We start from the raw sequence: 12,203 nt of genomic DNA, 5'->3' as shown, positions 1-12,203 counted from the left end.
AGGAGGAAACAAAATGGCTAAAAAGAGCAAAAAAATGCAAGAAGCATTGAAAAAAGTTGATGCTACAAAAGCTTACTCAGTTGAAGAAGCAGTAGCTTTAGCAAAAGATACAAACATCGCGAAATTTGACGCAACAGTTGAAGTTGCTTACAAATTAAACGTTGATCCTAAAAAAGCAGACCAACAAATCCGTGGAGCAGTTGTGCTTCCAAACGGAACTGGTAAAACACAAACTGTTTTAGTATTCGCTAAAGGCGAAAAAGCTAAAGAAGCTGAAGCTGCTGGTGCAGATTTCGTAGGCGACGACGACATGGTTGCAAAAATCCAAGGTGGATGGTTCGACTTTGACGTAGTTGTTGCGACTCCTGACATGATGGCTACAGTTGGTAAATTAGGCCGTGTCTTAGGACCAAAAGGTTTAATGCCAAACCCTAAAACTGGTACTGTAACAATGGACGTTACAAAAGCTGTTGAAGAAGTTAAAGCTGGTAAAGTAACTTACCGCGTTGACAAAGCTGGTAACATCCACGTACCAATCGGTAAAGTTTCATTTGATAACGAAAAATTGGTTGAAAACTTCAACACAATTAACGACGTATTATTGAAAGCTAAACCATCAACTGCTAAAGGTCAATACATCAAAAATATTTCAGTAACAACAACATTTGGACCTGGAATCCACGTTGACCAAGCTTCTTTCTAATTTGAAAGAAAATAATAAAAAAATTCTTGACTCACTCACTTACCCTATGGTAAAGTGAGTGAGGTTAATAATTAACTGTACCGAAGACAGTAGGTGACGCAAGTCTTAATTTCCTACCGAGGACAATTGTTGAGTTATATACAATTCGGTCCCTCTATGTCTACGGTGGCATGGAGTTTTGTTGTTTTACACGACTTTTTGAAAAAAAGCCGATGTAAATAATACTTGGCGAACGAAGTGAGCGAAGTTTCATTTGATTCTTCTACTTTACATATCGTAAACCAAGTCCAACTCCACCATCAAAATCAGGAGGTGAAATAAATGAGTGAAGCAGCAATCGCTAAAAAAGAAACCCTAGTTCAAGCAGCCGCTGAGAAATTTGAATCAGCAGCATCAGTTGTAATCGTGGACTACCGTGGTTTAACAGTTGAAGAAGTCACTAACTTACGTAAACAATTGCGTGATGCAGGCGTAGAAATGAAAGTCATCAAAAACTCAATCCTTTCTCGTGCAGCTAAAAAAGTTGGTTTAGACGGCTTAGACGAAGTCTTTACAGGCCCAACTGCTGTCGCATTCAGCAACGACGATGTAGTAGCACCAGCTAAAATCATCGACGAATTTGCTAAAGATGCAAAAGCATTAGAAATCAAAGGTGGCGTCATCGAAGGAAAAGTTTCTTCAGTGGAACAAATTACTGCGTTGGCAAAACTACCAAACCGCGAAGGTTTACTATCTATGCTATTATCTGTATTACAAGCGCCAGTCCGCAACGTGGCTTACGCTGTCAAAGCAGTGGCAGAGAAAAACGAAGAAGTTGCTTAATTGCAGTCTAATTCAAACAAATAAAAAACAAACAATTTTAATTTAAATGGAGGAAATTCAAAATGGCATTAAACATTGAAAACATCGTTGCTGAGTTAGAAACAGCAACTATCTTAGAACTAAGCGAATTAGTTAAAGCTATCGAAGAAAAATTTGACGTATCAGCAGCAGCTCCTGTAGCAGTAGCTGGACCAGCAGCAGGTGGAGCAGCAGAAGAACAAACTGAATTCACTGTTGAATTAACAGCAGCTGGCGATCAAAAAGTTAAAGTTATCAAAGCAGTTCGTGAAGCAACTGGCTTAGGCTTGAAAGAAGCTAAAGCTGTAGTTGATGGCGCTCCTGCACCAGTTAAAGAAGCTGTTTCTAAAGAAGAAGCAGAAGCTTTAAAAGCTGCTTTAGAAGAAGTTGGCGCTTCAGTAACAGTAAAATAATTATATCGATTTTTAATAGGCTGAAAACCTTGATGCTAAAGGTTTTTAGTCTTTTTTTATTTTATTGACCATACTTTTGACCATACTTTTCAAAAATTTAAATAGGCTGCAAATTTATCGGCAGACCTTTCTTTTTGTTTTTTTGTTACATGTGTGTAAATATTCATTGTTGTGTGAATATCTGAATGTCCTAGTCTTTCCTGTACCTCTTTAACAGATAAGCCAGCTTCAAATAATAAACTACAATGTGTATGCCGAAATCCGTGTATTGTAATGTCGTTAAAATCATATTCTTTACAGATCCGAGACAAAACGGTATTTGGTCGGGTTATATCGATGTAGTTATTATTTTTAGAAGAAAAAATTATTTGTTCCTTTGTTTTAACATGTTGACCATGTATAAGTAAATATCTTTTTTGTTGAGTTTGCCAAGCCCTCAAAGTATTAAGCGTTTCATCATCCAGTGAAATTTTTCGGTTAGATGTATCTGTTTTAGGGGGCGTGGTGACTAATTTATTATCTGAATTTCTTACGACTGTTTTATTAATCTCAATCGTTTTATTAAAAAAATCCACATCATCCCAAGTTAAAGCTAAAGCTTCTCCTTTTCGCATTCCAGTAAAAGCTAGAATCCTGAATAAAGGATAAGTTAAAGGAAATTTGTCTTTTTGGCAGCATTTAAGAAAAGTTTGTAATTCTTCTTTTTCGAAGTACTTTATTTTATCTTTTTTACGTTTTCGATCACCTTTTGAAAAAGTTACTTCTTTCATGGGATTATCTTTAATAAGCTTCATCTTTTTCGCATAATCAAAAACTGCAGATGTATAACTCTTTAAAGCTTTGTAGGTAGAATATTGCTCTTTCCATTTATTAATAATTTCTTGGCAGTAAGCTATGTTATAGCTTTGGATTTTTTTATTTCCGAAATAAACTGAAATGTTTTTATCAAATAAAAACTTAACACGTAAATAGGTGCTTTCTCTTACCGTAGGTTTGTATTGTTCCATCCACATATCTTTTACCTGCGCAAAAGTATAACTAGTCTCTTTCAATAACTCTTTATCTGTAGCTAGAACTTCTAGTCTCGCAAGGGCAATTTTTGCCTCTTTCTGCGTTCGAAAACCTCTCTTAGTTGTATACCTCTTTTTTCCAGTTGATGGATCAATTCCAAGGTACGTCTTGAAATACCACGCCTTCTCACCATTTTTCTTTTGATACTGTTTTATCATTGCCATATTATTCAGCCCCTTTCCAATTGACATTTGATAAAAGAGTGAAAAAATTCTTGGGAACATTAAGTAGTAGTTGAATATCTTTAAGTGCTTTTGTTCCAAAAACTTCATGTTTATAAGGAAGCAAATAGTCATAAAGTGCAGTGTTGGGATTTAAACCTATGTTATACATAAGATAATTATTTAACCGATTGTGTAAAGCTGTTTTACTAATGCCGTGTCGATTGACAATCATGTCAAAAGAACATCCATCATCTAGGTATTTGACAAGGCGTTCATCATTTAAGTTTAGTATTGAAGCGATAACATTTGCCTCATCCTCAAATGGAATAATTGATTCAGGATAGTCTTCATCGGATTGTAAAGATGCAAATATTTGCATATATTCACCTTGTTTACAATGAAAATAAATGTGAACAAGTTCATGAAGCAAGGTGAATATAATCCTTTCAGCACAATAAAACTGTTGTAGAAATATTTTAAAATAATTCCCATCAGTCATTGTAAATCCAGAAACTCTTTTGAGATAGGCTTCGGATACTTCAAGAGAAATTAATGGTTCAAATCCATTGATTTTTCTTTTTATTCTGTCGGTATTATCAAAATATATAATATCAATTGGGAAAGAATTTAAGAAAAATTCAATTACTTCTGTGCAGCTAAGATCAATCACAGGTATACTGCTCCATTCTGAAATTTCTTTCAAAAGGTAATTTGCATTTTTATTATAATTTTTATAATCATAAGCGCTTACTCGTCGATACTCAAAAGTTTTGTAATTATACATAAACAACAACCTACTTCCCGCTTTTTCTATCTTTTTCAAATAAGTCCTTAGCAAAATTCATTAATTTGTCCATAGATTCATTAAATTCCCTCTTTTCTTCTTCAGTCATTCCAGCAGTATTTTTTCTGAACATGGTTATAATTTTTTCTTCTTCTGGATCCGCTTTTTGCAATTTGGATGTATCACGCCCCAAAAGATAATCGGTAGTAACATTGAAATAATCTGCTAATTTTTTTAATGGCTCAATTGAAGGGTTTTGTTTATCCCACTTTCCAATAGTACCGTTTGCAATATTGAGCTTACGTTCAAGCTCAGCAATTGTAATTTTTTGTTGAATTGCAAGTTGTTTTATCCTATCTTTAGCATTCATTTTATAGTCCTCCAAAAAAACACACAAAAATAGATATTTAGCTATTGACAAATAGATAAACGGCTATTATACTAAGGATGTACTTGTGAGAGGGTACAAAAAAAGATAGCAGTTATTGCGTCAAAATAGCTAAAAAAGTATTTTTTGTATTTAGTTTATTTGTTATGCACTAATAATAGCTAACTATCTATTGTTTGTCAAGTTGTTTAGGTAAAAATCTACAGGAGGTGATAATCTATGATTTATGAAAAAATTAAAAATTTGGCTATCGATAAAGGGGTTTCAATCTATAGAGTTGAAAGAGATGCAGGGCTAGCTAATGGAGCAGTAAGCAAATGGGGCAAAACAGCTAATCAGAGCCCTTCATCGGAAAGTCTAAAAAAAGTAGCCGATTATTTCGGAGTAACAATGGAGTATCTGTTAGAAGACACAAAATAGGAGGTGTAGTTTATGCATCTAAACATACCTGATGAGGTAATTCAAAATGAACTAGCTAATAATATCACCTTTGTAGTTTTAAAGGAGGTTGAAAAACGTTTGAATTTGTTGACTAAGGTTATTGAATTGCCGCCTTATCCGAACAAATCTCAGGTAAAGAAGATTTTAGAAATCGGCGATGAAAAATTAAGCAGTTGGATTTCAAAAGGCTTGAAAGTGCAGCAATGGAGCGGTCAGGATATACGAATTGAACGATCTGAGTTACAACGGTTTTTAAAAGAAACTTTTGAGACTTAAAGGAGGAAAATAAAATGAACAACTTAGTAATAATGAAAGACCAACAAGCAGTAACAAGTAGTTTACAAATTGCCGAAACATTTAATAAAAACCATCGTGATGTTTTAGCAGCAATTGATGATTTAAAAGAGGGGGTTGCGGAAAATTACGCAGACCTATTTTACGAAGATTCCTACATTCATCCACAAAACAAACAGTCTTATCGCCAAGTAATTATGATCCGTGACGGATTCACGCTACTAGCAATGGGATTCACAGGTCAAAAAGCTTTGCAATTTAAATTGAAATATATTGAAGCTTTTAATCAAATGGAAAAAGAAATTCAACAGCCTAAATTACCAACCTCAAAGCGAGAATTAGCTTTACTGGCTTTATCAGCAAATGAAGAAACAAATGAGCGTGTAGATAATATTGATAAACGATTAGTAGATATCGAAGAAAATAAACTGATTAGCACTGAAGATAAAGGGACGATCGATAGCAGAGTTAGAAAGAAAGTGTACTACTTATGCAAAGAACAACGCTTAAGTCAAGAAGCAAAATCAATGCTCTTTCAAGATTTGGGATCTAGCATAAAACGACTGTTTAATGTTCCTAATAGAGGTCGCATTAAGGATAAGGATTTCCAACGTGTTCTTGAATTTATTGATAACTGGCAGCCGTCATCTGTTACTAAAGAACAGATTAAACAGCTTGAATTAGAAATGTTCTAGGAGGTAAATAATATGAGAAAAATTTATAACTTAAGAAGAATTGCAGTACTGCTTATTGTTTTCGGATTGGGTCTGCTAGTGGGTGGAAACTTTAATCCAATCATCCAAAATGTGTATATTGGATTGTTCATTATTTGGACATTATTTTATGACTTAGCTCTTGAAGATAGAGAGGTAAATAAATGACAAGGAAAGAAAAACTACAGCAAACGAAAAAACTTGCTGATTTATGGTACCAGCAACAAAAAAATCAAATATACATTATGCAACAAAAAGAGAGAAGGGAATTTAGATGTTTAAAGCAGTAGGAAAAGATAGTTTGAAAATTTACGTGGTTGAGGATACGAAAGCCCTGGTATTTCAAAAGCTTAAAGAAAAATATCCAGACACTGCGATAAATAAGGCAGTATTTCCAGAAGCGTTATTTATCCAAGAAACAAAAAAGTGACTTCCGCCGGCAAGCAAAAAGTCACAAACAAAATTAATTGATAGGAGAATTATAGCATGAGAGTGGAAGTGGATTCAATGCAAAGAATTGTCTTAATTGATAATCATTCACCTTATGGATCACTGATTTTTGAAAAGGATGCTATTAATAATCATGTTGCTGTTTACCAAGATAGCGAAGATGAAGAAGTTAGAACAGTATTCGAGAGTTTAGATGAAAGTGCTTATTTTAATCAAGTTGAATTAATCGAAGGACTTCAAAAAGTTATTTCATTACTGAAAGAAGGGGAATAAATGAACGAGAACAGCGAAAATTTAAAAGAATTGTTTGATGGGATGTATAAGCTAAAAAGCAAATTAATTCAACCAAGATTTGACGCAGAAGTTGCCTATACAACGAAAAAAGGTCCAATGAATTTCCAATATGCAACTCTAAAAGCGATTGAAGAAGCAATTAGAAAAGCTGCACAAGAATCCGAAAGCGGAATTGATTTTCAACAAAATGTCGTCAATGAGAATAATGCGTTAAAAGTCACAACAATTATTACTCATGTTAGCGGTCAATATATCATTCATGGACCTTTTGAATTTCCAAACAGTGGCACTAATCCGCAAGGGCTAGGAAGCTTAACAACTTATGCAAGACGTTACTCTTTGTCTGCTGCTTTTGGAATTGCTGCAGATAAAGACGATGATGGCCAAACAGCAGCTGAAAAGAACAGCGATACTTCAAAAGTTGATTTGATTAGCGGTAAACAGTTAGCTACGTTAAACGATCATATCCGACAACTTTCTGAGTTATCGAATTCTGAACTTGACTATGTGCGGAATGAGCTAAGTAAAGAATTGAATGTAGATGTCAATGAAAATATGCCAGCTAGCATGTTCAAGAAAGCTATGGAAGTTCTGAAGCAATGGATACAACAATTCCAACCACAACCAGAAGAAAACATTACATGGGGGCAAAACTAATGACAAACGAATTAACAACAGAATTGCAGTTTAGTGTTGATTTTAAAGCCAGTGAAATTACCATTCAAAACGAAGTGCAGCTAGCTTCGATTGTCGACAGTGCTGTTGAACATTATTCAACAATGATTTTTACAGATGAGAATATTCCCGACGCAAAAAAAGCTAGAGCAGATTTGAAAAAAGTATCTGATTTACTAGAAAACCAACGAAAAAATATAAAAAAAGAATACAGTGAACCTTTAAAAAAATTCGAGGACAAAATAAAAAAATATACTGGAAAAATCAATCTAGTGCGCTCAAGCATCGATGAAAATATTAAGTCTTATGAAGAAACCGAACGCAATAAACGAAACGAAAAGCTTCAAGAAGTAATTGCTGAAATGTCTGAAAATTATGGTGTTGATATCAATGAATTTAAAATTTCGGATTCATGGTTAAATAAAACATCTTTCACTGCTAAAGGTGAATTAACCAAAAAAACTATTGAAGAGATCGCAACAGTAATGTATTCAGTAGCAAAGGAAAAAGAGCGTATCAAAAACGATAAGCTCATTGTTGAAAATTATGCTAAGGCAGTTGGTCTTGACTCGTTTTCTTGGGTCGCATTAATCGATAAAGGGTCTACTGCACCAGAACTGATAAAAGAAATCGATTCAGCCGTTGCTTTAAAAAAAGAACAAGAAGAACGTGAAAGAGCAAAAAGAGAACACGACGAAGCCATGGCTGCTTTGAAAACTGAAACAATCAACAATAAAACGGTTGACACTGCGACAGGTGAAATCATCACGGAAAAAGCGCCAAAAATCAGCAAAAAACAACAAGAGAAAACAGTTACGTTAAGACTAACAGCAGAGCATCAAAAGTTAGTTGCTTTAAACAATTTTATTATTAATAACGGGATTCAAGTGGAAGTGATTGAATGAACCTGAACAATGTTTATTCTGCTGTTATTAAGAGTTTGAAAAACAACTCAATAACAGCAGTAATAAACGAAGCAATAAATATTGAACGATTAAAAACCATGTATTTTGATTATACAGGGCCAAGAGAAGTTGAAATAAGATTTATTGATCCGAGAAAATTTAGTGTTGCCCAACGTCGATTTATCTTTGCAATGCTAGAGGATATATTCTCTTTCACAGGGCAAGAAACGGAAGTGTTAAAGGAAATGTTCTATCTCAGGTTTGAAGCGTTACAAGGCTATGAAATTAGCCTCAGAAACGACTCAACGAACACAATGGACGATGCAACCATTTTAGCGAACATTATCTTGAATTTCATCTTTGAAAATAATATTCCATTTCGCAATGGGTACGATATTTTACCTGCTAATCAGGAATATTACTTTTACAAATGCATCACTAACAGAGTTTGCTGCATATGTGGCAAAACTGGTGCAGACATTGACCATTTTGATAAAGCTCTAGGTCGGCGGAAAAGAAAAAGTGTGGACCACACAGAATACACTTACGCTGGTTTGTGCCGATGCCATCACACAGAAAAACACAACATTGGTATTACAGCATTTAAGAAAAAATATCATGTTAAAGGAATTAAATTAAATCAAGATACCATCAAGAAATTACACATTGGAGGGTAAACATGGCAGACAATAAAAAATATTACTATCTCAAACTCAAAGATAATTTTTTCGATAGTGATGAAATGATTGTGCTAGAAAGTATGCCCGATGGTTATATCTATTCCAATATCTTATTAAAACTTTATTTAAGAAGTTTGAAATATGAAGGGCGCCTAATGTTTAACGAAAGGATACCATTCAACTCAACAATGCTATCACAAGTGACGAGGCATAGCGTTGGAGATGTCGAAAAAGCAATACAGGTTTTTAGAGATTTAGAGCTCATTGAGGTTTTAGATAATGGAGCAATTTATATGTTAGATATCCAAAATTTTATTGGAAAATCTTCAACAGAAGCAGATAGAAAAAGGGATTATAGACAACAAATCAAGAAAGAAAAAGACAGTCTGTTGCTTAATGATGTGACAAATGTAACTACAAACGTCCGGACAAATGTCCAAAAAAAGGGTAACAAATGTCCGGACAAATCTACACCAGAGATAGAGATAGAGTTAGAGAAAGAGTTAGAGATAGAAAAAGAAGATTCAAAACCTTCTCGTAAATATTCTAACGAACATTTACGCCTTGCTGAAAAGTTAAAAAATAATTTAATCAATGATTTTCCAAGTGAAATGAAAAGAGCCAATATTGAAAAGTGGGCTGATACGTTCAGGTTAATCGAAGAACGAGATCAACAGACTATTGCAGCAATTGACTATGTTCTTGATTGGTTACCGACAAATTCATTCTGGTTCGGAAACATTAGAAGTGCTTCTAAGCTAAGAACGCAGTTTGAAAAACTAAAATTTGAAATCAAAAATGAAAAGGAACGTGGCCAACAAAGAGCGACTTACCAGCGTCAAAATGTGAGGGTTGAAAATTTACCAGAGTGGGCAAAAGAACCCAAAGAAAATACTGAAAAAAAGCTTTCGCCTGATGAGCAAGCAGAATTAGACAGACAAATCAAAGAATTCCTGGAGGGGAAATAAATGAACGACAATAAATTATCAAAACATTTAAAACGAGCCGTATCTAAGTTTGAATCAAGACCAATTTTAAGATGTGTCCATTATGATGCAAATGGAAGCATAGCTGCAACAGACTCTCATAGATTATTGCTAATCGAGAACTTCCACAATCACAATAAAGAAATTAACCAAGATATCAGAACAATGGAAATACTCGACGCACCATATCCTGAGCTTGGCCATCTTATACCGAATAAGGCAAAATCAAAAATAAAAATAACAATAAGTTTGTCAGTTTTATTAAGAGCAGCAAAGGCATTAAACACAAATACAGATGAAATAATCGTGATGAAAATTGAACAAGGTAAAATTACTTTTACAAACTTACACGACGAAAAAATATATGGTTCACCAGTGAAAATTGAAGTGAATGCACAAGTTGTTGGTGAATCAATGAAGTTAGGTGTTAATTCACGATATATCATTGATGCCTGTGAATTTCTATTAGATGCAAAAGAGAGGTATGCCGTTGATGATACTGTAATTCATCTTTATTCAGAAAATAAACCATTTACGCTTGAAATCAAAGAAGGTAAGTATCTTTATCTGGTAACTCCAGTGAGACTGAATCTGCCTGACGGAGGTAAATAGATGACTGATGTAAAAGAAAAAGCACTAGTTATTATGCTTAAAGAAATGGAAAAAGAGCACACAAAAGCTGAAGATAAAATTCATAATTGGTTATGCGATCAAGAAGATGAAGAACTATTTAAAGGGGTTCTGAAACAAGGTAAATCAATCAGCAATGCTCTAAATTATTGTGGACATAAAGCTCGAGAAATGGCTATGAAAGGGGTAGCTATTGTAGACGATTTAGAAGTTTTTGATTGGGTAAAAGAATATTACCTATCAGATGAAACAAACGTCAAACAAGAAACGTCACAAGTTGCAACATCAATTAAATCTAAAAATAAACCTGTCAAAGATAAGAAAAAGTCTAAAGAAAAACCAAAAGCCAATAAACCAAAAATCAATGAAGGATTGCAATTAGATTTGCTTGATTTTCTATGAAAAAGAATGCTGATTGGTACGTTGAGAAGAAATTAATTCCTCCTAAAAGTTTTTTTAACTGGTGTGAATCACAAATACCGATTTATAAGTGGTCCAACAAAAATGAAGTGATCGTATCTTCTGACAGAAAATTTGGCCATGTTATAGAAAAAAGGTTAACAAAAAATTCAAGATTAACTTTTGTAGATAAGTTTTATTCATTCGCAATAGTACTTGTTACTTCTAAACGAATCGAGGTTCAGTCTTATGGCTATTGGTTAGATATTATTGACGGTAAAGAAAGCCTAGAAAGCACGTTGGTGAATTTTGAAATTTTCGATAATGATGAATGTGTAAAGATAACAAAATGGGGTAAAGGATATGTTTTTGGACTTACTCCAAATTATGGAGGAATGAGTTCGCCTTATCATGGAACAATTTTTTATAAAAATAATTGGGAGACAAAAGTAAAAAAGATTTCGCCATTAAAATATTTAAAGTTTAAGTATGATGACATTCAAATTTATGAATTAAGAAACTGGTATCAATATCGCTTTGAAATTGAATTTTTGCAGAAAATAAATGCAAAAAAACTAGCAGATGAAGTGATGTATCCGAAGTATTCATATCAGAATGGAACATATAGAAAAGGTGTAGATATGCGGACCTTGAATAAGAAATGGCTGAAAGAAAATAAACAATTTTTCAAAAATTCTAACCGAGATTTTTATGAATTCGAATTAGAAAAACGGATAAAAAACCGGAATGGAAAGGTCGTACCTGGTATTGAAAAGTTCTTGGATTATCATGCCATTAACAAAATTCCGAAAGGTATAGGAATGGTTAAATTTCAGAATTGGGTTATTAAAAATAAAATCAATATGCTTTACTACTTCGACTATCTGAATATGTTAAAAGATTTAAATATAGATCCTACAGGTGATGCTAATTTAATTATTCCTAAGGATTTAAAAAAAGCACATGATAATGCTGTGGAATTGCTGAATCAATTAAAAATCGAACAAAAGAGAAAAGAAAATGAAAAACTACAGCAAGAGTACGAGGAAACGTTGGTCAAACGCTTAAAACTAGAAAGAGTTGTTGGTAATTATGAATTCAAAATACCTCGAGACATTATCGAAATAATCCAAGAAGGTAAAGCATTACATCATTGTGTAGGTGGTAGCCATTACATTGAACGTCACAGTAAGGGGCAAACAACTATTGTATTTGTTCGTAAGAAGAACGACACAGAAACGCCGTTTTACACCTTGGAATATCAAAAAGGGCATATTGTTCAATTGAGAGGTAAACGTAATCAGAGAGCATCTCACGAGGTAGAAACAGCTAGTGAGAAATGGATTGAATTAATAAAAAAAGAGGTGATATAA

The 12,203-nt window shown here is 33.7% G+C and carries 19 protein-coding genes and 1 other annotated feature; of the genes, 16 read left to right on the top strand and 3 right to left on the bottom strand.

Going from position 1 to position 12,203, the window contains the following annotated elements; translation table 11 throughout:
* Positions 1-13 precede the first annotated feature (13 nt).
* The 3 genes from rplA (at position 14) to rplL (ending at position 1,956) form a co-directional block, all read left to right on the top strand.
* Entirely contained in the window at positions 14-703 is a 690-nt protein-coding gene (gene rplA, locus IGI87_RS11050) for a 50S ribosomal protein L1 (RefSeq protein WP_002356425.1), read from the top strand.
* A 62-nt stretch (positions 704-765) separates the two neighbouring features.
* Positions 766-895: a sequence feature (ribosomal protein L10 leader region), on the top strand.
* 129 nt (positions 896-1,024) lie between these two features.
* On the top strand, positions 1,025-1,525 hold the full coding sequence (gene rplJ, locus IGI87_RS11045) for a 50S ribosomal protein L10 (protein ID WP_002356426.1): 501 nt from the start codon (positions 1,025-1,027) through the stop codon (positions 1,523-1,525).
* A gap of 62 nt (positions 1,526-1,587) precedes the next feature.
* A complete protein-coding gene (rplL, locus tag IGI87_RS11040) occupies positions 1,588-1,956 on the top strand; it encodes a 50S ribosomal protein L7/L12 (protein ID WP_002356427.1) in 369 nt (122 codons plus the stop codon).
* An 89-nt stretch (positions 1,957-2,045) separates the two neighbouring features.
* Here the strand turns inward: rplL and IGI87_RS11035 are convergent, their stop codons facing one another.
* From IGI87_RS11035 to IGI87_RS11025, 3 genes are read right to left on the bottom strand one after another with little or no spacing between them, the layout of a single operon-like run.
* Entirely contained in the window at positions 2,046-3,191 is a 1,146-nt protein-coding gene (locus tag IGI87_RS11035) for a site-specific integrase (RefSeq protein WP_049090507.1), read from the bottom strand.
* A 1-nt stretch (position 3,192) separates the two neighbouring features.
* Positions 3,193-4,014 (bottom strand): ImmA/IrrE family metallo-endopeptidase, encoded by an 822-nt coding sequence (locus IGI87_RS11030; RefSeq protein WP_239661523.1) that lies wholly within the window; start codon positions 4,012-4,014, stop codon positions 3,193-3,195.
* Entirely contained in the window at positions 3,986-4,345 is a 360-nt protein-coding gene (locus IGI87_RS11025) for a helix-turn-helix domain-containing protein (RefSeq protein WP_048962513.1), read from the bottom strand. Before IGI87_RS11025 ends, IGI87_RS11030 begins: the two co-directional genes overlap by 29 nt.
* 237 nt (positions 4,346-4,582) lie before the next feature.
* Here IGI87_RS11025 and IGI87_RS11020 point away from each other — a divergent pair, with 237 nt between their 5' ends.
* The 13 genes from IGI87_RS11020 (at position 4,583) to IGI87_RS10960 (ending at position 12,203) form a co-directional block, all read left to right on the top strand.
* Positions 4,583-4,783 (top strand): helix-turn-helix domain-containing protein, encoded by a 201-nt coding sequence (locus IGI87_RS11020; RefSeq protein ID WP_048962511.1) that lies wholly within the window; start codon positions 4,583-4,585, stop codon positions 4,781-4,783.
* Positions 4,784-4,795: 12 nt separating this feature from the next.
* Positions 4,796-5,080: a hypothetical protein gene (locus IGI87_RS11015; protein ID WP_048962509.1), complete on the top strand. Its 285-nt coding sequence runs from the start codon at positions 4,796-4,798 to the stop codon at positions 5,078-5,080.
* Positions 5,081-5,094: 14 nt separating this feature from the next.
* Positions 5,095-5,793, top strand: coding sequence for a Rha family transcriptional regulator (locus IGI87_RS11010; RefSeq protein ID WP_438737030.1), 699 nt, complete (start codon positions 5,095-5,097; stop codon positions 5,791-5,793).
* A 12-nt stretch (positions 5,794-5,805) separates the two neighbouring features.
* Positions 5,806-5,979 (top strand): hypothetical protein, encoded by a 174-nt coding sequence (locus IGI87_RS11005; RefSeq protein ID WP_002369040.1) that lies wholly within the window; start codon positions 5,806-5,808, stop codon positions 5,977-5,979.
* A gap of 106 nt (positions 5,980-6,085) precedes the next feature.
* Positions 6,086-6,241 (top strand): hypothetical protein, encoded by a 156-nt coding sequence (locus tag IGI87_RS11000; protein WP_002389151.1) that lies wholly within the window; start codon positions 6,086-6,088, stop codon positions 6,239-6,241.
* A gap of 56 nt (positions 6,242-6,297) precedes the next feature.
* Positions 6,298-6,534, top strand: a complete 237-nt coding sequence (locus IGI87_RS10995) for a hypothetical protein (protein WP_002389004.1) — start codon at positions 6,298-6,300, stop codon at positions 6,532-6,534.
* Positions 6,535-7,212: an ERF family protein gene (locus tag IGI87_RS10990; protein ID WP_010824907.1), complete on the top strand. Its 678-nt coding sequence runs from the start codon at positions 6,535-6,537 to the stop codon at positions 7,210-7,212.
* Positions 7,197-8,135 carry a DUF1351 domain-containing protein gene (locus tag IGI87_RS10985; protein ID WP_438737429.1) on the top strand — a complete coding sequence of 313 codons (939 nt, stop codon included), beginning with the start codon at positions 7,197-7,199 and terminating at the stop codon, positions 8,133-8,135. Before IGI87_RS10990 ends, IGI87_RS10985 begins: the two co-directional genes overlap by 16 nt.
* Complete coding sequence (locus IGI87_RS10980; protein ID WP_016618508.1) at positions 8,132-8,812, top strand: putative HNHc nuclease; 681 nt, start codon at positions 8,132-8,134, stop codon at positions 8,810-8,812. The genes IGI87_RS10985 and IGI87_RS10980 overlap by 4 nt, the downstream gene beginning before the upstream one ends.
* A 2-nt stretch (positions 8,813-8,814) precedes the next feature.
* Positions 8,815-9,783 carry a phage replisome organizer N-terminal domain-containing protein gene (locus IGI87_RS10975; protein ID WP_010824910.1) on the top strand — a complete coding sequence of 323 codons (969 nt, stop codon included), beginning with the start codon at positions 8,815-8,817 and terminating at the stop codon, positions 9,781-9,783.
* Positions 9,784-10,413, top strand: coding sequence for a hypothetical protein (locus IGI87_RS10970; protein WP_048942192.1), 630 nt, complete (start codon positions 9,784-9,786; stop codon positions 10,411-10,413).
* Positions 10,414-10,833 (top strand): Cas9 inhibitor AcrIIA9 family protein, encoded by a 420-nt coding sequence (locus IGI87_RS10965; protein WP_002409390.1) that lies wholly within the window; start codon positions 10,414-10,416, stop codon positions 10,831-10,833.
* Positions 10,830-12,203: a PcfJ domain-containing protein gene (locus IGI87_RS10960; protein ID WP_048962238.1), complete on the top strand. Its 1,374-nt coding sequence runs from the start codon at positions 10,830-10,832 to the stop codon at positions 12,201-12,203. Before IGI87_RS10965 ends, IGI87_RS10960 begins: the two co-directional genes overlap by 4 nt.

The sequence above is a fragment of the Enterococcus sp. DIV1444a genome, from assembly GCF_051712125.1.
Taxonomy (GTDB): domain Bacteria; phylum Bacillota; class Bacilli; order Lactobacillales; family Enterococcaceae; genus Enterococcus; species Enterococcus faecalis.
This window is presented reverse-complemented; position numbering and strand designations above follow the sequence as displayed.